The organism is Pseudomonas sp. C6002, assembly GCF_013385805.1.
Classification (GTDB): Bacteria; Pseudomonadota; Gammaproteobacteria; order Pseudomonadales; family Pseudomonadaceae; genus Aquipseudomonas.
The window spans coordinates 204927-226873 of sequence record NZ_JACAPH010000021.1 but is presented as its reverse complement, the minus strand read 5'-3'; the positions used below and the strand labels follow the sequence as shown (position 1 = coordinate 226873).

Annotated in this window: 22 protein-coding genes; 11 read left to right on the top strand and 11 right to left on the bottom strand. The window is 60.0% G+C overall.

Annotation, left to right across the window (positions count from 1 at the left end; genetic code table 11):
* Positions 1 to 37 precede the first annotated feature (37 nt).
* Positions 38 to 1375 (bottom strand): MFS transporter, encoded by a 1338-nt coding sequence (locus HX817_RS14975; protein ID WP_177040496.1) that lies wholly within the window; start codon positions 1373 to 1375, stop codon positions 38 to 40.
* Between the two features lie 320 nt (positions 1376 to 1695).
* A complete protein-coding gene (locus tag HX817_RS14970) occupies positions 1696 to 3411 on the bottom strand; it encodes an ABC transporter ATP-binding protein (RefSeq protein WP_177009657.1) in 1716 nt (571 codons plus the stop codon).
* A gap of 612 nt (positions 3412 to 4023) precedes the next feature.
* Between HX817_RS14970 and HX817_RS14965 the strand changes: the two genes are divergently transcribed.
* Entirely contained in the window at positions 4024 to 4665 is a 642-nt protein-coding gene (locus tag HX817_RS14965; RefSeq protein ID WP_256344133.1) for a hypothetical protein, read from the top strand.
* Between the two features lie 86 nt (positions 4666 to 4751).
* Here the strand turns inward: HX817_RS14965 and HX817_RS14960 are convergent, their stop codons facing one another.
* Positions 4752 to 5231, bottom strand: a complete 480-nt coding sequence (locus tag HX817_RS14960; RefSeq protein WP_023659022.1) for a hypothetical protein — start codon at positions 5229 to 5231, stop codon at positions 4752 to 4754.
* Between the two features lie 237 nt (positions 5232 to 5468).
* On the opposite strand from HX817_RS14960, the gene HX817_RS14955 reads away from it, so the two are divergent.
* Positions 5469 to 5702, top strand: a complete 234-nt coding sequence (locus tag HX817_RS14955; protein ID WP_003214497.1) for a hypothetical protein — start codon at positions 5469 to 5471, stop codon at positions 5700 to 5702.
* A gap of 22 nt (positions 5703 to 5724) precedes the next feature.
* Here the strand turns inward: HX817_RS14955 and HX817_RS14950 are convergent, their stop codons facing one another.
* Positions 5725 to 6057 carry a DUF6124 family protein gene (locus HX817_RS14950; RefSeq protein ID WP_177040495.1) on the bottom strand — a complete coding sequence of 111 codons (333 nt, stop codon included), beginning with the start codon at positions 6055 to 6057 and terminating at the stop codon, positions 5725 to 5727.
* Between the two features lie 320 nt (positions 6058 to 6377).
* Positions 6378 to 6650, bottom strand: a complete 273-nt coding sequence (locus tag HX817_RS14945; protein WP_177040494.1) for a DUF3630 family protein — start codon at positions 6648 to 6650, stop codon at positions 6378 to 6380.
* A 115-nt stretch (positions 6651 to 6765) separates the two neighbouring features.
* Here HX817_RS14945 and HX817_RS14940 point away from each other — a divergent pair, with 115 nt between their 5' ends.
* From HX817_RS14940 to HX817_RS14920, 5 genes are all read left to right on the top strand, one after another.
* On the top strand, positions 6766 to 7365 hold the full coding sequence (locus tag HX817_RS14940) for a hypothetical protein (protein ID WP_177009660.1): 600 nt from the start codon (positions 6766 to 6768) through the stop codon (positions 7363 to 7365).
* A 48-nt stretch (positions 7366 to 7413) separates the two neighbouring features.
* A complete protein-coding gene (locus tag HX817_RS14935; protein ID WP_177040493.1) occupies positions 7414 to 7806 on the top strand; it encodes a hypothetical protein in 393 nt (130 codons plus the stop codon).
* A 124-nt stretch (positions 7807 to 7930) separates the two neighbouring features.
* A complete protein-coding gene (locus HX817_RS14930; protein WP_177040543.1) occupies positions 7931 to 8371 on the top strand; it encodes a TspO/MBR family protein in 441 nt (146 codons plus the stop codon).
* Between the two features lie 147 nt (positions 8372 to 8518).
* Complete coding sequence (locus HX817_RS14925) at positions 8519 to 9418, top strand: alpha/beta hydrolase (protein ID WP_050550331.1); 900 nt, start codon at positions 8519 to 8521, stop codon at positions 9416 to 9418.
* Positions 9419 to 9451: 33 nt separating this feature from the next.
* A complete protein-coding gene (locus tag HX817_RS14920) occupies positions 9452 to 9832 on the top strand; it encodes a cytochrome c (protein WP_177040492.1) in 381 nt (126 codons plus the stop codon).
* Positions 9833 to 9947: 115 nt separating this feature from the next.
* Here HX817_RS14920 and HX817_RS14915 read toward each other — a convergent pair whose 3' ends face one another.
* Genes HX817_RS14915 through HX817_RS14905 form a run of 3 tightly spaced genes read right to left on the bottom strand, consistent with a single transcriptional unit; the run spans position 9948 to position 13066 of the window.
* Positions 9948 to 11159, bottom strand: a complete 1212-nt coding sequence (locus tag HX817_RS14915) for a YeeE/YedE family protein (RefSeq protein WP_177040491.1) — start codon at positions 11157 to 11159, stop codon at positions 9948 to 9950.
* A 22-nt stretch (positions 11160 to 11181) separates the two neighbouring features.
* Positions 11182 to 12387, bottom strand: coding sequence for an arabinose transporter (locus tag HX817_RS14910; protein WP_177035784.1), 1206 nt, complete (start codon positions 12385 to 12387; stop codon positions 11182 to 11184).
* Between the two features lie 22 nt (positions 12388 to 12409).
* Positions 12410 to 13066 carry an O-methyltransferase gene (locus HX817_RS14905; RefSeq protein WP_003214482.1) on the bottom strand — a complete coding sequence of 219 codons (657 nt, stop codon included), beginning with the start codon at positions 13064 to 13066 and terminating at the stop codon, positions 12410 to 12412.
* A gap of 129 nt (positions 13067 to 13195) precedes the next feature.
* On the opposite strand from HX817_RS14905, the gene HX817_RS14900 reads away from it, so the two are divergent.
* Positions 13196 to 13834, top strand: coding sequence for a TetR family transcriptional regulator (locus HX817_RS14900; RefSeq protein ID WP_177023159.1), 639 nt, complete (start codon positions 13196 to 13198; stop codon positions 13832 to 13834).
* Between the two features lie 34 nt (positions 13835 to 13868).
* Here HX817_RS14900 and HX817_RS14895 read toward each other — a convergent pair whose 3' ends face one another.
* The gene (locus tag HX817_RS14895; RefSeq protein WP_177009665.1) at positions 13869 to 15260 is read right to left on the bottom strand and encodes an aldehyde dehydrogenase family protein; all 1392 of its coding nucleotides are present in this window, start codon (positions 15258 to 15260) and stop codon (positions 13869 to 13871) included.
* Between the two features lie 104 nt (positions 15261 to 15364).
* On the opposite strand from HX817_RS14895, the gene HX817_RS14890 reads away from it, so the two are divergent.
* The gene (locus HX817_RS14890) at positions 15365 to 16240 is read left to right on the top strand and encodes a LysR family transcriptional regulator (protein ID WP_003214475.1); all 876 of its coding nucleotides are present in this window, start codon (positions 15365 to 15367) and stop codon (positions 16238 to 16240) included.
* Positions 16241 to 17112: 872 nt separating this feature from the next.
* Positions 17113 to 17682 carry a hypothetical protein gene (locus HX817_RS14885; RefSeq protein WP_177040490.1) on the top strand — a complete coding sequence of 190 codons (570 nt, stop codon included), beginning with the start codon at positions 17113 to 17115 and terminating at the stop codon, positions 17680 to 17682.
* On the opposite strand, the gene HX817_RS14880 is transcribed toward HX817_RS14885, so the two are convergent.
* The gene (locus HX817_RS14880) at positions 17683 to 17892 is read right to left on the bottom strand and encodes a hypothetical protein (protein ID WP_017478782.1); all 210 of its coding nucleotides are present in this window, start codon (positions 17890 to 17892) and stop codon (positions 17683 to 17685) included.
* A 320-nt stretch (positions 17893 to 18212) separates the two neighbouring features.
* A complete protein-coding gene (locus HX817_RS14875) occupies positions 18213 to 19409 on the bottom strand; it encodes an amino acid aminotransferase (protein WP_008438775.1) in 1197 nt (398 codons plus the stop codon).
* Between the two features lie 343 nt (positions 19410 to 19752).
* Between HX817_RS14875 and uvrB the strand changes: the two genes are divergently transcribed.
* Complete coding sequence (gene uvrB, locus HX817_RS14870) at positions 19753 to 21768, top strand: excinuclease ABC subunit UvrB (RefSeq protein ID WP_177040489.1); 2016 nt, start codon at positions 19753 to 19755, stop codon at positions 21766 to 21768.
* The last annotated feature ends 179 nt before the right edge of the window (positions 21769 to 21947 follow it).

Below are 21947 nucleotides of genomic sequence, written 5' to 3'. Positions count from 1 at the left end.
TTTGTTGGATTGGGCATTGCGTTCACACCAGCCGAACCTAGCGCGACAACACCGGCGCCGTGCCTTTTTCCTCCACGCCCACCTCATGCAGCGAAATCCGCGACGTCTCCGGCAACGCCAACCCGCCCGCCAACGCCAGCACCGCCACCGCAATCAGATAAAACGCCGGCGACAGGTTGCTGCCGGTGGTACTGATCAACCACGTCGCCACCAACGGCGCCGTACCGCCAAAGATCGTGTACGCCATGTTGTAGGTAATCGCCGAAGCCGTATACCGCGTGCGTGTCGGAAAGGTCTCCGACAACAACGCCGCCGTCACCACCCCACACAGCACCGCGCCCACCGCCAGCAACATCACCCCTACCACCGATGCCGCGAACGACCCGGAACTGGCCATCAGGAACGACGGGTACACCACCACAATCAACAACACACACGCCGTCATCACCGTGACCCGACGCCCCACCCGATCCGAATACAACCCCGCCAGCGGGCAGATCGCCGCCGCGAAAATCAGCGCAATCAGCGACACCAGCAACGCCACCGCCCGACTCAAGCCACCCGCCACCTGCAGATACGTCGCGAAGTAGGTGGTGAACATATAGAACGACAACGCCGTGAGCGACACAAAAGCGCCCAGGCAACAGATCGCCGCACCATGGTTGCGCAAGGTTTCCTTGAGGGGAGAGTGCGCTACCGCGTGCTCCTGCTTCACCGCCTGGAAGGCCGGCGTCTCATCCAGCTTCCAGCGCAGGTAAAGCCCCACCAGCCCCAGCGGCGCAGCGATCAGGAACGGCAAGCGCCAGCCCCAACTGCCCATTGCCTCGGCGGACAGCGAAGCCTCCAGGGCGTACGCCACCACGGCCGCCGCAGCGAACGCAGAAAACGTCGACACCGGCACAAAACTGCCATACCAGGCGCGCTTGTCACTGGGCGCGTGCTCCATCAAATAGGCACAGGCCCCGGCGTATTCGCCCCCGGCGGAAAAACCCTGGGCGCAGCGAATCAACGACAACAGAATCGGCGCCGCCACGCCGATGGCGGCGTAGGTGGGCAGCAGGCCGATCAGCGTGGTGGCGCCGGCCATCAGCAAAATCGTCATGGCCAGCGTGCGTTTGCGCCCGATCCGGTCGCCGAGCATGCCAAAGAAAATCCCGCCCAGGGGCCGGAAGGCGAAGGCCACCGCGAACACCGCAAAGGTCTTCAGCAACGCCGCGCTGGCGTCACCGCTGGGGAAGAATTGCTGGGCGATGGTGGTGGCGAGAAAACCGTAGACGGCGAAGTCGAACCACTCCACGAAGTTACCGATGCCGGCGGCGATGATCACTCTGCGCAGGGTTTGGGGGCTGACCTGGTCGGTGGATGGGCTCGTCATGGGGGAAGGCCTCGGCGGTGGTAAGGGGATACTTGATTATCGGGGGCGGGGATTGGGCGGCGGGGCTCAAAAGAGTCGTCCGCGTAGTCAGTAGCGACTGGGTGGGAGTGATGCAGGCAGGATTTGGGCCAGGTAAGGCAGGGAGCTATCCAGGGAAGGGGTGGGTGATTTCTACGCAAGGACCACAACGGAAAAGGGGGCATTTATTAGATCAAAAATAAATGCCCCCTTTTCCGTCCCGTATTGAGACCTACGCGACCTGAGAGGAATAGGGGTCTGACTCCTATTTCATTCTTAGCGTACAAAGCCGTTTCAGTAACTTAATGCCCTGAAACCGGCTCTTCCTCCTGAACTTTGCGTATGACGTTGGAGACCGACTCCAGAGCCACCAGGTCTTGCCACTTGCCATCTGCAACGATTCTGCCCGTGTCGAAGACGATGACTCGATCAAAGTGATTGAGCACAGTGAAATCGTGGGTTACACAGATCAGACTTTTATCGGCAAAGCAGGTGAAGAGTGCATCCCAGATTAACGAGGCGCCCTGGGGATCAACGGATGAGGTCGGCTCATCGAATATGTTGAAATTCCCAGGTCTTAGCAGCACGCGTAGAAGCGAAAGCTTTTTTGCTTCGCCACCGGAAATACTGGTCGCGTCTTGATTTATCGTTCGAACAGGCAATTCGTCAAACAGATGCTGGATATTAAGCTGCGCCGCGACGCTGCTAAATGTCGAGTTGAACGAGCCATGAAAAAAAACAGCGTCTGCCAGGTTGCCTGATAAAAACTTCGGAGTTTGGGGGCAATACCGAATGAGCCGAAAATGTTCCTCTTCAGCGATTGACTCTAGCGCGGTCTGTCCTATCCGGACGGTGAGCCCGGGACGCTGCTTCACGCCCACGAGCAGTTCCACAAAGGTTGATTTTCCGGAGCCACTTGCCCCAACGACGGCAAGATGCTCACCGGGGCGCACTTCGATGGCCTGTTGAATGACTAATGAAACGCCCTCGGCGATCAGTGCAGTGGAGGCGGGGTAAATCAAGCTGTCAGAATCCAAGGGCAAGCTCTCGGCCTTACCCTTGAAGCTTTGCTCGCGCAGAATCGATCGAAACTTGGCGTAGTCCGAAGAGAATTGATCGGCGAAACGATAGACCTCTCCGATGCTGAACACCGTGTTGAAAAACATCGTGGATAAGGTAAACAAGACGACAAAGTCGCCAACCGTCAGTTCGGACGCCGAAGCCTGTCTTACAAAGATGCCGTACCCGATCACTGTGCTGCTGGTCAGGGTTAAGAAAAGTGCCCTTGACGCCCCTAGTACCGCAGCGGAATATCCGACTTTTGTGGCGGCATCCGCGTACTGGTAAAACGTATCGAACAGGGGTTTCAGCCCCGATTCCTGGGCCCGCTCCAGCCTTATCTGTTTACCCGCCTGAATCGTGTTTGCAAATACTCCCGCCTGTTCATCTTCGGCGTCATTGACCGCATCGATATGAGCGCGACGCCACGTGATCAAGTAGTGGGTCAATGCCAGGTAGACACCGGAAAGTGCAAGCACAAGCGCCAGGAACACAATATTCGCAATCCATACCAGCCACGCCGAAATCACGATGAACTCGATGCAAAGCGGCAAAATAGTGATCAGCGCGTAGTTAAGAATTCGCTCGCTGGCTTGTATGCCGCGTTCAATCGATTTGAGCATCTTGCCGATATTGATCGATGAGAACAGGTCGAAGTGCTTGGTGAATATCTCGCGAACCCATCGAATCGAAACATCGCTGAGCCCTTTTTGAATAAAACGGGTCAAGTAGTACCCCTGAATAGGGATAAGAATAACGTTAATAACGCCGACGCAGATAAACCCCAACAGATACAAGGCCGTCTCTGAATCCAAGGTGTGCTGGGTAAAGGTATCTACTACGCGCCCGATGATAATCGCCGGCATTATGGTTGCCACTTTGGATAGGATGACAATAACCATCACTAGCCAGAACAGCCTCTTATGACGGTAAAGTGCGTGTTTAAAATCCTCAAGCATGACCCGCCTCCTCAGTTGCTCTCGTTAATTGTGTTCAAGCAAAACGTTATTGGGTACCACGAGAGAAAAGAGTAGGGGGCAGCCCCCGTTTTCAATAATGGTGGTCTGACCCCTATTTAAAAATGTGGGCGCAGGCTATCCCAGTTCACACTAGCCTCCAATACCAGCCTCGCTATTATTTATGCATACCCAAAGAGAAAAATATTCTATGAGACTACTCTATAAATTTTCACATGTTGTGCCTCATGGGGCGGGAATTCAGGAACTCTCAGGATTTTCCAATCAACTTGCCGCATGGCGTTGTCACGTCGTGACTTTCCCGGCACGGGCCACTATTGCCAAGAAAATACTTCATGACGCAGTTCTCTATTTTCTACTGCGCAGTTGATACCAGCCCTTCATCGTTCTCCCGTCAGGCACGTCACCACGCTTTCGCAGCTCGCGTTAATCGCCAGCTGCAAGACCCAAACAGCGCAGAAACCAGAGAAGAATAGGGGTCAGACCACGTTTTCAATAATGGTGGTCTGACCCCTATTTCTGCATCTATTATCTGAGGTCGAACCAACTACCGAAGTTGTCGAAGTGGGATTACTTTTGAGCATGGGGCCGCCGATGCAGGGAAAAACGTTCGAGATAGTGCGAATAGATCAAATCCACGAAATTGTTTCGCCAACCATAGAGTCACTTTTACAGCCGTTAGGATTCGAAGTTCAGGGCCCGCTGTCCTGGCTTCGTAGCGTCGATGCTCCCATTCGCCAACTCTTTCGCCTTGAGCAGTGGAAAGGCGGCGCGCTAGCGCCGTCATGGGCTCTGTCACTGGACTTCGTTCCCCATCTTTCCGGCAATGAAATCAAATGGCACAGGACGTCAAAATCAGCACGACCTGATCTGACTTTCGATGTGCGCGATCGAGCGTTTGATATCTCATGCAGCTACGGACCTGATGCCATAGCAACCAGCGCACCCAATATCCTCCGGGCTGCCATTCCAAAAGCTGAATCGTTTTGGGACGAGGCTCGTTCGATAGCCGACCTGCCTGGTGCTTTCGAGCGGGTCAAGCAGCATTTGTCGACGGGTGGCCTGGGTTTCTACAACTACATACAACATCCTCTTGCATACGCGTTTGTATTGGCCATGAACGGCAAGCCCGACACAGCCGAAGAAGAGTTTCAACGCTATTCACAGCGTCTTTCAGAGGCGGCTCGAAAAAAACTCCGCAAGCTATTCATTGATGCAGGCGGTCACCTTGGCTAAGGGAGTACGGCTTTTTCAACAGAATCGGCCAGAAGCGGCCGCTCATGACCGACCGCTTCCGACCCAACGCAGCCATCCGCTCCTGACTATTGGGTTAATGCACCCACGTCATTCACCAGTGTGCGCCAGCCATCCTTTGCCTCCTGCTCCGAGGTAAAGACTTGCACTTTGGGATGCCAGAACGCCCCCTCGATTACGATGCATTCCAAGGTAGAGTCCTGAAACGTAAAGACATAGTGGATAGCATCTTTCATGAACCGCTGTTTGTCGTGTCGAGGATGAATGGCGTTCCTTTGCTCAAGCTCTGCTAACCAAGGCGAATTATCTATTCGATGAATTTGGTAATGCTTTAGGCCAAGTCCAATGAGCGGATGGCCGCCCAAAGCTTCGTCGTTTGGCGAACCGAATTGGATTTTCTTTACTAGCGGAAAATGAACCACAGCTATTTCTTCTCCGGTGGTGTAATACCGTAAACATAGTTGCGTGTCCGTGGCGAACACCACTGGTTCAGGCGACGTACTTGGCTGTGGCCAGGAGTCGAGCAGCACTACGGTCGCTAATGACATGCGGGAACCTGATGAATGAATGGATTATAAACAGAGTGCGAGAGCGACTCGTTGTCGTCAAACCTTTCTGATCGCGACCGACTGCTTCTGGCCGAAACCGGCCCTTTAATTCCCATACCGGTCTACCATGGCCCCCCCGGCAGTGGTTCCACGCGCTACCGACCTCAATCTCAAGGTATCGCCCATGACCTTTTCACCCCGCATCACCCCATCCCGCACCTTATCCGAGGCATCCCTATGAGCATCGACCAAATCAGCCTCCCAAAAGGCGTAGGCCCTCAAGCCATCAAGCTCCTCGACGCCATCACCGGTGCTGACACCAAAGAAGACCTGAACCGCGCAGGCGGCAAAGCCGAAGGTTTTGTATTGGGGCTGGAAAGTGCCAAAGCCATCAAAAGCCAAATCGCCGAGTCGTTGTATGTGGCATACGACGACGCGGCGAGTAATCGGTTGGGTGAGTTGAAGGGCTAGTCCCGCAGGGCCGCGTTGGGTTCTACGCCCGTGGTGTTTCGCGGTCCATCAGTTTGCCGATCAGCAGCACACTCAATTCGCTCAGTTGGTGTATGGCCAATGCCACGTCGCGGTCTTTGCCGGTCAGTTCGTCGGACAGGTCGAGCAGCAGGGCGCTGACGGAGGAAACGGTTTCGTAGCTGTTGGCGATCAGGATTTCGCTGCTGACGCCGGAGGTGACGCTGAAGAGGGCGGTTGTCTCTGGGACTGTCTCGGCATCGGTGCCGGGATTGAGGTAGTGATCAATGGCGCGCTGGGCAGCCTGGTGGAGTTTTAGATCCGGCTTGTTTGGCGGATTCGGCGTTATCTTGAACATATAAGTATTCCTGAGTCGGGCCGCCACCTCGTCGCTACTAAACGATAGGGTGGCAGCTGTGCGCAGGTTAGTAGACCGGTGAATACTTAAAGCCGGCGCGCCCGAGGGCGCCCTACGCACAGCCACCATCAAGCACAGACAGGACGTCTGGAAGATGAGGTTCATGCACGTAAGTATTCAAAGCAGGGCTACTAAACCCGATCACTGAGTTTTCAGCGACCGAGCAACCTTAGAGATGACCACCCAGGTGCACAAGCCGGCGGATTCTGACGCAAGCGTAGGCAAAGGAGCAAGGTGCTACGGCCTACGCAAAGTCTCCTTTATCCCGCAAAAGGAACCACCAGTCGGTACGCCCTCAACCCCAAATCACTCAACCCCTCCAGGCTCTCGCCCTGGCCAGGCATGAGCAGGCTGATCCCCAGATAATGCTCAAGGTGCAGGGTGAGGGTCTGGCCTTCGACGCACAAATCCCAATAGCGCTGATCCAGCCCGTCGGCCTTTACGGTCCATTCACCTTTCAAGCCGTGCTCCAGCGTTTCGGCGATGGCCGCGAACAATTGCCAGTCGGACGTTTCCGAAATCTGTATTTCCATAAAGCTTCGCCGAGAGGTACTTGTCGTAGAATGTGACAGAACCTGCGCAGCTTTCAAAGGAATGACCCCCCTGGCAACGCGCGCAACGACCTGCCGTGCCCGTTATGGAAAACCTATGCGCTCTTATCGCCTGTTGTACGTGTTACTGGCCCTGATCCTCAGCGGCTGCAGCATTCCGTATCAAACACCCGAAGCCCGGCAGCAAATCGAGCACGACCTGCAGATTGCCCCCGGTTCGGTGCGGGCCCTGAGCCAGACCAACTGGTGCTACTTGCCCTACGGCTCGGAGAATGGCGGCGACGGCCAGTGCCGTGCCACTCAGGGGCTGGGCGTTCTGGTGGACGATGGCTTGATTCTGAGCACCTATTCAAGTGGTCGTTATCAGCGCTTTATCACGCTGCGTACCCGCGATGTGCTGTGCGTGAAAACCTTCCGCAGCCGTGAAGCCGCCGCGGCGTTTTTCGCGTTCACTCGGGCGGGGGCTGCTCAGATCATTCCGCTGACGGCCGAAGGGCAGTTCAATACGCCGGTGAAAATCCAGTTTCTGGATTACCTGCTCGGTGAGAACCAGCCGGGCGATCTGACCACCGACAAGACCTATGTGCGTGACACCGGCAAAAATGCCTACTCCGTCGGGATCATTCCAGGTACGAAAATTCCGTATGTGTCTGCGGTGGCGGCGACGGAAGTGTTCAATCCCTGTCCGGAAAAGTAGTCGCCGGCAGTAACCCAGCGCGTATGAATCACTATCAAGGAGAGCGACATGGCGGGTGGCGAGATTGGGTGTGGTTCGTTTCAGGGCTGCGACAAGTCGGGATCGGCCTTTGAGGCGGTGCTGGACGCGCTGCCGTTGCAGGCGCGGGACTGGGTCGAGGCGGCCAGGCAGCAACTGGACTCGGCTGACGTTGTGCTGCTGGAGGTTGATCATGCGCAGGGCTTGCTTCCCTTTTTGAAGGACTACCAAACACGCTTGATCGCCGAGATCGGGCACGATGATTGGGAGCGGGCCGCGCGGGATGAAGCGGCGTCGTTTGATGATGTGGCTGCCAAGTGGGGCGCGGGCAAGGGCTGGCGACTTTATTGTGTACGGGATCTGGTCCGTGCTTGTGAGCAGTCGGCGGTGGAGCAGCAGCCTGTTTACATCGCGTTCAGCTAGGGCATCTGTGGCGGGGCACGGAGCAAAGAAAAATACACTTTTTGCTGCGCGGGGCGTCCAATCCTGAAACCGCCGTCAAGGCTTTCATCTCCAGGCAGCTGCTCTCAGCTAAGGACCGATCATGGTGACGTTGTTTATTTTTCTTCTGGCCTGCGGTGCTGCTGCGAGCACCGGCATCATCTTCAAACCGGGCGACTGGTACGCCACCCTGGTCAAACCCAGCTTCACCCCACCCAACTGGCTGTTCCCGGTTGCCTGGACGATCATCTACCTGCTGCTCGCCTGGGCCGGCTACCGCCTGACTCTGATCCCCGGCAGCGAAATCGTGCTGGCTCTATGGGCTGCGCAGATCGCACTCAACACCCTGTGGACGCCCGTGTTCTTCGGTGCCCACCGGATTTTCGCCGGGATGGTGATCATCACGCTGCTGTGGCTGGTAGTGGCCGCCATGGTGCTGCTGACGGTGCGCCTGGATTTGATCACCGGGCTGATCCTGTTCCCGTACCTGGTGTGGCTCAGCGTTGCGGCTGCGTTGAATTTCTCCATCCTGCGCAATAACTGCTGAGCCTGGCGGCGTGGGCAGAGGGCGGAAACATCATTGCCATGATGCCCACGCACACTGGCCAAGGTGAACATCTCTTTTAGAGATAGGGGGAATATCGAATTGGGAACTCACACGCTGTGGCCTGCTGAAGAACATGAACTGGCGCAAATGCAGCGCTTTAACCAGAAGCTCGCCTGGATGCCGCGTTTTCGCATCCGCAACCGCGTGACGCCCCGGGTGATCCAGGCGCTGTTGCGCTCCAGCCAGATGGTGGCCGGCAACAAGTTGCTCAAGCATGGCCTGCAGGCTGAAAGCCGGCGGGTGGGCTCGGTGCCGGTGCGCATCATCCGGCCGAAGGGCAAGGCCAAAGGCGTGGTGCTGGATATCCATGGCGGCGGCTGGGTGATCGGCAATGCGCAGATGAATGACGACCTCAACGTGGCCATGGTGAATGCGTGCGAGGTGGCGGTGGTGTCGGTGGATTACCGGCTGGCGGTGAATACACCGGTCGAAGGGATTCTGGAAGACTGCCTGGCCACGGCGCGCTGGTTGCTCGGGGACTGTGAGGAGTTCGCCGGCCTGCCGGTGATCGTTGTCGGCGAGTCTGCCGGTGGGCATCTGGCGGCGGCCACGCTGCTGGCGCTGAAGCAATCGCCCGAATTGCTGGCGCGGGTGAGCGGGGCGGTGCTGTATTACGGCGTCTACGATTTGACCGGTACACCGAGCGTACGCACGGCGGGGCGGGAAACGCTGTTGCTGGACGGGCCGGGCATGGTGGAGGCGCTGCGTTTGCTGACGCCGGGCCTGAGTGACGAGCAGCGCCGGCAGCCGCCGTTGTCACCGTTGTATGGCGACCTTGCCGGGCTGCCGCCAGCGCTGATGTTTGTGGGGGAGCTGGACCCGTTGCTGGACGACACGCTGCAGATGGCCGAGCGATGGGCGGGGTCCGAGGTGTTTTTGTTACCGCAGGCGGCTCATGGGTTTATTCATTTTCCGACGGCGATGTCGGGCCGCGTGCTGGCTTACAGTCGCGAGTGGATAACGGGTCGTTTACGCTCGGTTGGTTGATATTGGATTTTTACAACAAGGCCACATGGAAAGATGAGAGCAAAAACATTCATCGCGTCGCTGGGGATTTTATCGCTGGTTCAAACATCACTGTCCTTTGCGGACAACGCTAACGGGAAAAACATTTATCTGCAGCGCTGCGCCATGTGCCACGGCGCGGATATCAAAGGCACGGGACCCTTGGCGAATAAAAGCAATCCGCCTACGCCTGACCTGACAACGGCTACTTTCAAAAAACGCTTGAGTGATTATCCGGGCGTTATCGTGTCGTCCGTCATTCTTCGTCCAAATGGCGACCTGATTCCCAGAACGTTGCGGGAGAACGGTGTGAAGTTGTCACCGTTCACCTGGAAAGTTCAGGACTTTCGCGATTTGAACGAGTACATGAGCGGAGCGATTTCAAAAAGCCGGTGATGCTGCTCGTTCCCACGCTCCGCGTGGGAATGCATCCCGTGACGCTCCGCGTCACCAACAGCGGGACGCAGAGCGTCCCAGGCGGCATTCCCACGCGGAGCGTGGGAACGATCAGTCAGCAACCGGTCAACGCTACCTGCGGACGCTCGCCTGCAAAGAAGAACGGCCGCAACCGCACACCCACACTATTACCGACAAACGCCGCCACCAGCCACACCCAGCCATGCAGGCTACCCGAGGCAATCCCGCTGAAGTACGCGCCGATATTGCAGCCGTACGCCAGGCGCGAGCCATAACCCAGCAGCAACCCACCGATCACTGCGGCGAACAGCGAGCGTGCCGGAACTTTGAGGCTTGGAGCGAAACGCCCGGCCAATCCCGCAGCCAACAGCGCACCGAGGATGATGCCGATGTCCATTACGCTGGTAACGTCTTCCCACACCGGCGCCGCCAGGGCCTTGGCATTGCCCGGCATTTGCCAGAACGCCCAGCTGCCTACGTCCACGCCCAACCCGCCGGCAACCTTGGCGCCCCACAGGGCGAACGCCGAAGTGATACCCCATGGCCGCCCGGCCAGTGCCAGGGTGGCGTAGTTGAGCAGGGCCAGGCCAATTGCGCCCCACACCAATGGCCATGGCCCGCGCAGGAAGCGGCGCAGGCCATGGTGCTGGCTGGTGACGCCGGCTTCGAGTTGCCCGTGACGGCCTTTTTCCAGGCGCACGGTGACTGCCGCGATGATGCCAAATACGGCCAGGCTCAGCAGCAAGGCCGGCACCACGCCGAAGCTTTTGACGATGGAAACCGCCGGGAACGAAGGCAGCGAGAACCACCAGTCGACGTGGTGAGTCGCGATCAACGAACCACAGATAAAGAAGAACAGCGTCACCAGCATGCGCGCGTTACCACCGCCCACGGTGAACAGGGTGCCGGACGCACAACCGCCGCCCAGCTGCATGCCGATGCCGAAGATGAATGCCCCGAACACCACCGAAACCCCGGCCGGCGCCACTAGCCCGACCACGGGCTGGCCGAACAGGGTGCCGGCCCCCAGCGCGGGGAAGAACAGCACCACGGCAATCGCCAGCATCACCATCTGCGCACGCAAGCCCGCGCCACGCCGGTCGGTGATGAACACCCGCCAGGCCGAGGTGAAGCCGAAGGCCGCGTGGTACAGCGTCAGGCCCAGTGCGGCGCCGACCACCAGCAACAGCACTTGGCGCGAGCCGACGCTGTTTTGCAGGAAGACGGCACCGAACAGCAGGATGGCAAACGCCAGCAATGGCGCGACCGGCTTGCGCGCTGGGGTTGTGGACAGGGAAAGGCTCATCGGGAATCTCGGGTGATGTGGGTTAAGGGCGAGGTGGCGAAGTATAAACCTCGCGCTCCGCCACTGGCGCCTTGAAAAGCAACGCCAGCGCCACGATCACCGACAGCGCCACGGCCACCGCGCCCGCCAGGTACACCGATGCCACTCCGGCCACGCCGGCCAATGCGCCGATCAGCGGGGTGCTGACCCCCAGCGAAATATCCAGGAACGCCACATACGCACCCATCGCCAGGCTGCGGGATTGGGGCGGCGCGCGCTTTATCGCCTCCACCCCAAAGCCGGGAAACGCCAGGGAGTAGCCGAAACCGGTCAGCGCCGCGCCCAGGTAGGCGGTCAAGGCGCTGTCTGCGCCCCAGATCAACAGCTGACCGGCGGCTTCAATTATCACGCACACCAGCGCGACCTTGGCACCGCCGATCTTGTCGGGCAGGTGCCCGAAGAAAATCCGCGCGCCGATAAACGCCAGACCAAAGGCGGTAAACGCCAATGACGCATTGCCCCAGGCCTTGGTGGCAAACAGCAGCGCGATAAACGCGGTAATCACGCCAAACCCGACGCTTGCAAAGGCCAGGCCCAAACCCGGTACCCACACCGAGCGCAGCACCTTGAAAAACGAGGTGCGCCGCTGGCTGGTCGGCGCAACGCCTTGCGCTCCGGCGACGATGGCCAGTGCCAGCAGCGGAATCACCATGGTCCCGACGGCGATCCCGCTGAAACCCCACTGGCTATTCACCGCCACCCCAAGGGGCGCGCCCAGGGCAAACGCGGCGTAGATTGCGATGCCGATCCAGGCCATGACCTTGCCGGTATTTTGCGGCCCCACCAACCCGACACCCCAGCCCATCGAGCCGGTCACGATCAGGCTTTCCCCCAGCGCCAGCACCACGCGCCCGGCGAGCAACACCCACACCGAGACCACCGGCGACGCCACAAACGCCAGGGACGCGAGGTAGATCAAGCCGGAGCTGGCCGCCACCAGCATGCCCACGAGCATGGCGCGCTTGGGGCCGCGCATATCGGCAAAATTGCCGGCCCAGGACCGCGACAACAATGCCCCGGCAAACTGCGCACCGATCACCACGCCCACCACCAGCGTGTCCATGCCCAAGGTGTTGTGCAGGTGCAGCGGCAGCACCGGCAGTTGCATGCCGATGATCAGGAACCCGACAAACACCGCCAGGGTGATGGGCAGTAATTTCAGTACCACAGGGCTTACCAATCCAGACATGAGTTGAATCCTCTGACGGGCATCAGCCCAGGCGAACGGAAAGCTCGACGTCGTCACCGATCGGCACCGACAGGTAGCCGTTTGCTGGCGAACGCACCCGGGCCAGGTAGTCGGGGCAGTAGTCGGTGTTGTCGGCGATGATCAGCGCGCCGGGCTTGAGGCGGCTTTCCACCAGGTTCAACACGTCGCCATACAGCGCCTTGGCGCCGTCGAGCAGCAGCAGGTCGACGCTGTCGGGCAGGCCGGTGGCCAGGGTAACCAGGGCATCGCCTTGGCGGATCTCCACGAGGTCGCTCACGCCGCCTTGTTCCAGGTGTTGCCGGGCGAGGGCGATCTTCGAGGGCTCGAACTCGCTGCTGATCAGCGTGCCGCCGCCGTTGTCCCGCAGGGCGGCCGCCAGGTGCAGGGTGGACAGGCCGAACGAAGTACCGAACTCGACGATGGCCTGCGCTTTGCTGCTGCGTGCGAGCATGTACAGCAGGGTGCCGGTGTCGCGGGAGACGGGCAACCACAGGTCTTTCAGCATTCCGTAGAGTGCCAGGTAGTCGGTCTTGCTGCGCATCAGGCGGTCGCGTTCTTCGTGGGTCACTGTGTTGATGATGGGGCTGGTGGCGGCATCGGCCTGTGTGTACAGCCGTTCAATCAGGGCCGCCATCGGGGCCGAGGTAAGCGTATTCATGGGGATGTCCTGCTGCAGGTTGAGCGCCGTGAGGCGCCGGGCTAGTATGCGAATGATTCGTCGCATTTAAAGTATGCGAACAATTCGTCACATTCGCTATTCGCATTCCAACGGCAGCAGGAACGCCCCATGACCGATCGCCAGACCTCGCAGATTTCCTCACGCAAAGAGCCCAAACAGGCGCGATCCACCGGGTTGGTGACGGCCATTCTCGAAGCGGCTATTCAGGTTTTGGCCAAGGAAGGCGCCAGCCGTTTCACCACCGCACGGGTCGCGGAAAAGGCCGGTGTCAGCGTGGGGTCGGTGTACCAGTACTTTCCCAACAAGGCGGCCATCCTGTTTCGGCTGCAGACCGATGAGTGGCAGCAAACCTCGCAGATGCTCAGCCGCATTCTGCAGGACGTAAGCCAGCCGGCCCTTGAGCGGTTGCGGGCGTTGGTGCATGCGTTTATTCGTTCGGAGTGTGAGGAGGCGCAGATGCGCGTCGCCCTGAGCGACGCCGCGCCGCTGTACCGTGATGCGCCCGAAGCCCATGAGGTTCGCGCAGAAGGGCAACAGATTTTCCAGGCGTTCATGCTGGAACTGCTGCCGCAGGTGCCTGAAGCCACCCGCGCCCTGGCCTGCGATTTGATCGCCACCACCTTCAGTTCGGTGGCGAAGGAATTCTCGGGAAGCCCGCGCACTGAGGCGCAAATCACCGCCTATGCGGATGCCATGGCGGATATGTTCAGTGCCTACGTGACGGTGCTGAACCAGACAGCACGATGACCCGCAGGGCGGGCCATCGCTTGCAGCGCTTGCCTTAGCGGCGGTTCAGCCACACGGTCTGCGCGTTGCAGAATTCCCGCACACCGAAGTGCGACAATTCCCGCCCGAAGCCGCTCTTTTTCACACCACCAAACGAGACCCGGGGATCGGACACGCTGTAGGCGTTGATAAAGATCCCGCCGGTTTCCAGCTGGTTGGCGATGCTGCGTGCCTTCTGCGGGTCGGTGGTGAACACACTGGCGGTCAGGCCGAACTCACTGTCGTTGGCCAGGGCCACGGCGTGGTCCGCATCGCGGGCGGTGATGATGGAGGCGACCGGGCCGAACAGTTCCTGTTTGAACGAGGTCATCTGGTCGGTGACGTTGGCCAGCACGGTGGGGGCGTAGTAGTTGCCCGCGCCTTCGACTTTGCTGCCGCCCAGCAGCAGGGTGGCGCCTTCGGCCAGGGTGGCCTGGACCTGGCCGTCGAGTTCGTCCCGCAGGTCGAACCGGGCCATCGGCCCGATGTAGGTCTCGGTAGCGGTCGGGTCGCCCATCACCAGGTTGCGGCTGGCTTCGAGGAATTTGGCGGTGAAGGCTTCCACCACGCCTTCTTCGATGATCAGGCGCTTGGCGGCGGCGCACACCTGGCCGGAGTTCTGGAAACGGCCGATCAGGGCGGCTTGCACGGCTTCGTCGAGGTTGGCGTCGTTGAGCACGATGAACGGGTCGGAACCGCCCAGCTCCAGTACGCATTTTTTCAGCGCGGCCCCGGCCTGGGAACCGATGGCCATGCCGGCGCGCACGCTGCCGGTGAGGGTCACGGCGGCGATGCGCGGGTCGGCGATGGCTTTGGACACGCCGTCCTGGGTGACGTTGATCACTTCGAACAGGCCATCGGCAAAGCCGGCGCGCTGGAAGGCTTGTTTCATCAGGTACGCGCTGCCCATCACGTTAGGCGCGTGCTTGAGCACGTAGGTGTTGCCGCTGAGCATGGTTGGCACCGCGCCGCGCAGCACTTGCCACACCGGGAAGTTCCACGGCATTACAGCGAGGATCGGGCCCAGCGGGCGGTATTCGATCTGGGCGGTGCCGTTGTCCACCAGGGTGGCTTCCGGGGCCAGCATGGCTGGGCCGTGGGCGGCGTACCACTCGGCGAGTTGCGCGCATTTTTCGATTTCGCCACGGGCCTGGGCGATCGGTTTGCCCATTTCCAGGGTGATCATCTGGGCCATTTCTTCGGCCTGGTCGCGCAGGGTGCTGGCCAGGGCCAGCAGTAATTCGGCGCGCTGGGCGACGGGGGTATTGCGCCCGTTGCGGAAGGCGTTGATCGAGCGGGTGAGGGCGGCATCCAGCTGCGCCTCGGTTTCGTACGGGTAGCTGGCGACCGTTTCACCGTTGGCGGGGTTGATCGACAACGCGTGGGTCTGGGAGGAAATGGAGTTCATGGCACCGTCCTGCGCAGTGAATGGGATGGAGGCCAGCGTACGGGGCTGTATCTTTTTCGGAAACTGAATAATATTAAGCAATACGTTCACGTTTGGAGAATGATTTGGATCTGGTCCAGCTGGAAATTTTCAAAGCCGTTGCTGAGCAAGGCAGCATCAGCGCTGCAGCGCAATTGATCCATCGCGTGCCGTCGAACCTGACCACGCGGATCAAGCAATTGGAGCAGGACCTGGGCGTGGACTTGTTTATTCGCGAGAAGAGCCGATTGCGTTTGTCACCGGCCGGGTGGAATTTCCTCGGGTATGCGCGGCGGATTCTCGACCTGGTGCAGGAAGCTCGGGCGACGGTGGCGGGGGAGGAGCCTCAGGGCGCGTTTGCGTTGGGCTCGCTGGAGAGTACGGCGGCGGTGCGCATCCCGGCATTGCTCGCGGCGTATAACCAGAAGCACGCCAAGGTCGAGCTGGACCTGACCACCGGGCCGTCCGGCACGATGATCGAGGGTGTGTTATCGGGGCGGCTGGCGGCGGCGTTTGTCGATGGGCCGGTGCTGCACGCGACGCTGGAGGGCGTGGCGGTGTTCGAGGAGGAGATGGTGGTGATTGCGCCGTTGCATCACGCGCCGATCACCCGGGGGCGGGATGTGAGTGGAGAGAGCATCTACACGTTTCGTTCGAACTGTTCGTACCGGCATCACTTCGAGCGCTGGTTTTCACAGGATGGCGCGGTGCCGGGGAAGATCTTTGAGATGGAGTCCTACCACGGGATGCTCGCCTGTGTGAGTGCCGGTGCTGGGTTGGCGCTGATGCCGCGGAGCATGCTGGAGAGCATGCCGGGGTTTACGGCGGTGAGTGTGTGGCCGCTGACCGATACGTTCCGGATTCTGAATACCTGGCTGATCTGGCGCCGGGGTACGGTGTCGCAGAGTCTGAACAGTTTTGTGCAGTTGCTGGAAGAGCGTGGCCTGGCCCTGGCATCGTAGCCGTAGCAGCTGTCGAGCTTCAGCGAGGCTGCGATGGCGTCGGCACAGTCGACATTTATGGTGCCTGACCCACCGCTATCGCGGCCTCGCTAAAGCTCGACGGCTCCCACATTTGATCTTTGTCAGCCGCCAAATTGCAGGGGGACTGCTTGGATCGAGTTGAACCAGCCACACGAGCGCGGACTGAAGGCGGGAGTAGACCCCTGTGGGAGCTGTCGAGCTTCAGCGAGGCTGCGAAGGCGTCGGCACAGTCGACATTTATGGTGCCTGACCCACCGCTATCGCGGCCTCGCTGAAGCTCGACGGCTCCCACATTTGGTCTTTGTCAGCCGCCAAATTGCAGGGTGTCCATGGCCGATTTGGCGATCAGGGCGCCGGTACCCAGTTGCATCAGTCCCACAGGTCCCCTGTGGGAGCTGTCGAGCTTCAGCGAGGCTGCGAAGGCGTCGGCACAGTCGACATTGATGGTGCCTGACCCACCGCTATCGCGGCCTCGCTGAAGCTCGACGGCTCCCACATTTGATCTTTGTCAGCCGCCAAACTGCAGGGTGCCCATGGCCGATTTGGCGATCAGGGCGCCGGTACCCAGTTGCATCAGTCACACAGGCCCCGTGTGGGAGCTGTCGAGCTTCAGCGAGGCTGCGAAGGCGTCGGCACAGTCGACATTTATGGTGCCTGACCCACCGCTATAGCTCGACGGCTCCCACATTTGGTCTTGGTCAGCCGCCGAACTGCAGGGTGCCTGCTTGCACCAGCCACAAGGCCAAACCGATTGCTGGAGGAGCGTTCAAGCGGTGGGGTGAGGTTGATGTGTTCTCGACTACGCTGATGGCTAGTGGCCTTAGGCCGTTTGCCAGTAGGGAAGGGAAACCATGCTTAAGCCTCCAGGCTCGAAACTCGTTGAGTCGCCGACACAGGACCGTTTTTTTCAACGCTTCATATTCTGGGTGCCGCTGGCGTTCACATCGGTCCTGGTGTTTGGAGGGTTGAGTGAAGATTTTCTCAATCTGAGGTGGGCCAATGCCTTGGTGGGTGGGCTCGCAGAAGCGCTGCCGTCGATAGAGAAATGGGCGCAACGCTCGTACTTCCCGACGGTGACCAAACTGATCTTTTCACTGGCTTGGCTGTTCAGTGTTTTCTATGGGGTGCTGATTGCGCGCTGGGGGCCTTATCGAAGGGCTTTCCTGCGTTCACTGGTCAATCGACGGCGCCATATGGCGGTCTTGCCGGTGGCGACCATGATTGGCGTCGGAGTGTTCTGTTTGACGGTGGCTTTCCCGGAAGAGCCCAATTGCACCCGCAAATGCCTTTATGAGTCCCCGCTGATTCAGGTGCTCTATTCGTCAGCAGGGTCGGCTTTTTTGGGTTACGGCCTGGCGATGTTGTACTGGTGGCTGCGTCACTTCTCCAGGATTCACTTCGACAGGCCCGCGGGCAACTAGTTAGCCGCCGAACTGGAAGGTGCCCATGGCCAGCTTGGCCATCAGGGCGCCGGCGCCCAGTTGCACCAGCCACAAGGCCAAACCACCGAGGAATACGCCAAGCGCGACTTGCAGCACCAGGCTTTTCTGGCGCTTGGCGGGTGGTGGGCGCGGGGTGAAGTGGTCCAGTTCGTCGCGGTCGGCACGCAGGTCCAGGTCGTCGTTTCTCATAGGCTACTCAAGGAAGGGGACTGTCTTGCTGTCAGTCTAGGGGCAGCGGACTGAAAGCAGCGAATTTTTAGGGGGGATGCACTCATCTATTGAAGCAATCTGCTCACCCTGTGGCGAGGGAGCTTGCTCCCGCTGGGGCGCGAAGCGGCCCCCATTCAGGCACCGCATTCATTCAGAAAGTTCACGGTGGCAGGTTTTTGGGGCCGCTGCGCAGCCCAACGGGGGACAAGCCCCCTCGCCACAGGTTCGGTGTTCACAAAAGAATGTTGCAGTAAAAAGGGGAAGCCACCGGCTTCCCCTTTTTTTGCATCACAACAGGCTTACAGCACCTGAACGATGGCCTTGGTCACTGCATCAATGTTTTTCTGGTTCAACGCCGCCACACAGATACGACCGGTATCCAGCGCGTAGATACCAAACTCGTTGCGCAGGCGTGTCACTTGTTCAACGCTCAGGCCGGAGTAGGAGAACATCCCGCGCTGGCGACCGACGAAGCTGAAGTCGTGGCCCGGAGCAGCCTTGGCCAGGTCAGCCACCATCTGCTCGCGCATGCCGCGAATGCGCAGGCGCATTTCCGCCAGTTCCGCTTCCCACTGGGCGCGCAGCTCAGGGTTGTTCAGCACCGCCGCCACAATCGCCGCGCCGTGGGTCGGCGGGTTGGAGTAGTTGGTGCGGATCACACGCTTGACCTGGGACAGGATGCGCGCGCTTTCTTCCTTGGAGTCGGTGACGATGGACAGGGCGCCCACGCGCTCGCCGTACAGCGAGAACGACTTGGAGAACGAGCTGGACACAAAGAAGGTCAGGCCCGACTCGGCGAACAGGCGCACCGCAGCGGCGTCTTCGTCGATGCCGTCGCCAAAGCCCTGGTAGGCCATGTCGAGGAACGGCACGAGGTTTTTCGCCTTGACCACGTCCAGCACTTGTTGCCAGTCGGCCGGGCTCAGGTCGACGCCGGTCGGGTTGTGGCAGCAGGCGTGCAGCACGACGATGGACTGTGGCGGCAGGGCGTTGAGGTCTTCCAGCAGGCCGGCGCGGTTTACGTCGTGGGTGGCGGCGTCGTAGTAACGATAGGTCTGCACCGGGAAGCCGGCTTTTTCGAACAGCGCCTGGTGGTTTTCCCAGCTCGGGTCGCTGATGGCGACGACGGCGTTGGGCAGCAGTTGCTTGAGGAAGTCAGCGCCGATTTTCAGGGCGCCGGTGCCGCCGACCGCTTGGGCGGTGATAACGCGGCCGGAGCTGATCAGCGGCGATTGCGCGCCGAACAGCAGCTTTTGCACGGCCTGGTCGTAGGCAACAATACCGTCGATCGGCAAGTAGCCACGGGCGGCGTGTTGCGCCACGCGAATGGCTTCCGCTTCGGCAACGGCACGCAAGAGTGGAATCTTCCCCTCCTCGTTGCAGTAAACGCCCACGCCAAGGTTCACCTTGGTGGTTCGGGTATCGGCGTTGAATGCTTCGTTGAGGCCCAGGATTGGATCGCGTGGTGCCATTTCGACAGCGGAGAACAGGCTCATTTTTGCGGCAGCTCTATAGAGAGTGGAGGGACGTGTCGCGCTCCAGCCGAATGCACTAGAGCGGTGCACAAACGGGGAGCTAGTATAGAGGCCATCACCGCTCGCGGCGACAGCCGAAACGGCTTTTCGGCCAAGTTTTTCGGTTTATTTACCGACCGTTAGTCTTATTGCAACAGTGACTGGCAATGGCATGTAGGACGTTTGCCTTGAAACCCGTCACATTCGCCTCCACTTCTACAGCTATCATGGTTTTTTCCTGCAACCTGCGCCGAACAGTCGCGGGTCGCGGTCTTTTTCGTCCCCGTTGCTGTTTCCGGCCTCGGGGTGACTCAAGAGGTACGTTATGTCGGATTTCCAGCTAGTCACCCGTTTCGAGCCTGCCGGCGATCAACCGGAAGCCATCCGCCTGATGGTCGAAGGCATTGAGGCCGGCCTCGCGCACCAGACCTTGCTCGGGGTGACCGGCTCCGGCAAGACTTTCAGCATCGCCAACGTGATCGCCCAGGTGAACCGCCCGACCCTGGTGCTGGCGCCGAACAAGACCCTGGCCGCGCAGTTGTATGGCGAGTTCAAGGCGTTCTTCCCGACCAACGCGGTGGAGTACTTCGTTTCCTACTACGACTACTACCAGCCGGAAGCCTACGTACCGTCGTCCGACACCTTTATCGAGAAAGACGCCTCGATCAACGACCACATCGAGCAGATGCGACTCTCGGCGACCAAGGCGCTGCTGGAACGCAAGGATGCGATCATCGTCACCACGGTGTCGTGCATCTACGGCCTGGGCAGCCCGGAAACCTATTTGAAGATGGTGCTGCACGTCGACCGCGGCGACAAACTCGACCAGCGCGAACTGTTGCGTCGCCTGACGAGCCTGCAATACACCCGCAACGACATAGACTTCGCCCGGGCGAGCTTCCGCGTGCGCGGCGATGTGATCGACATCTACCCGGCGGAATCCGACCTGGAAGCGATCCGCATCGAGCTGTTCGACGATGAAGTCGAGAGCCTGTCGGCCTTCGACCCGTTGACCGGCGAGGTGATCCGCAAGCTGCCGCGCTTCACCTTCTACCCGAAAAGCCACTACGTGACCCCGCGCGAAACCCTGATGGGCGCCATCGAGGGCATCAAGGCTGAGCTGGTGGAGCGCCTGGAATACCTGCGCTCCAACAACAAGCTGGTGGAAGCCCAGCGCCTGGAGCAGCGCACCCGCTTCGACCTGGAGATGATCCTCGAGCTGGGCTACTGCAACGGCATCGAAAACTACTCGCGCTACCTCTCGGGCCGCGAGTCCGGGCAGGCGCCACCTACCTTGTTCGATTACCTGCCGGACGATGCCTTGCTGGTGATCGACGAGTCCCACGTCAGCGTGCCGCAGGTGGGCGCGATGTACAAAGGTGACCGTTCCCGTAAAGAGACCCTGGTGGAATACGGCTTCCGCCTGCCATCGGCGCTGGATAACCGGCCGATGCGTTTTGACGAGTTCGAAGGCATCAGCCCGCAGACGATTTTTGTCTCGGCCACGCCGGGTAACTACGAGGCCGAACATGCCGGTCGGGTAGTTGAGCAACTGGTGCGCCCGACCGGCCTGGTGGACCCGCAGATCGAAATCCGCCCGGCGCTGACCCAGGTGGATGACTTGCTCTCGGAGATCACCAAGCGCGTGGCCCTGGAAGAGCGGGTGCTGGTCACCACGCTGACCAAGCGCATGTCCGAAGACTTGACCGATTACCTGGCCGACCACGGCGTGCGCGTGCGCTATTTGCACTCGGACATCGACACCGTGGAGCGCGTGGAAATCATCCGCGACCTGCGCCTGGGCGCCTTCGATGTGCTGGTGGGGATCAACCTGCTGCGTGAAGGCCTGGATATGCCGGAAGTGTCCCTGGTGGCGATTCTGGATGCGGACAAGGAAGGCTTCCTGCGTTCCGAGCGCTCGTTGATCCAGACCATTGGCCGGGCGGCGCGCAACCTGAATGGCCGGGCGATTCTGTATGCGGACCGGATCACCGGTTCCATGGAACGGGCGATTGGCGAGACCGAGCGTCGTCGCGACAAGCAGATTGCCTACAACCTGGAACATGGCATCACGCCGAAGGGTGTGTTCAAGGACGTCGCCGACATCATGGAAGGCGCAACGGTGCCGGGCTCGCGCAGCAAGAAGCGCAAGGGCATGGCCAAGGCTGCGGAGGAGAATGCCAAGTACGAAGCGGAATTGCGTTCACCGAGCGAGATCACCAAGCGTATTCGCCAGCTGGAAGAGAAGATGTACCAGTTGGCGCGGGATCTGGAGTTTGAAGCGGCGGCGCAGATGCGCGATGAGATCGGCAAGTTGCGGGAGCGGTTACTGGCGGTCTGATGATCGTTCCCACGCTCTGCGTGGGAAAGCAGCCCGGGACGCTCTGCGTCCCAAGAGCGGACGCGGAGCGTCCAGTGAGGCATTCCCACGCAGAGCGTGGGAACGATCTTCAAGCTCTTTGTGGCGAGGGAGCTTGCTCCCGCTGGGCTGCGAAGCGGCCCCAAAATTCTGGGAGCGCT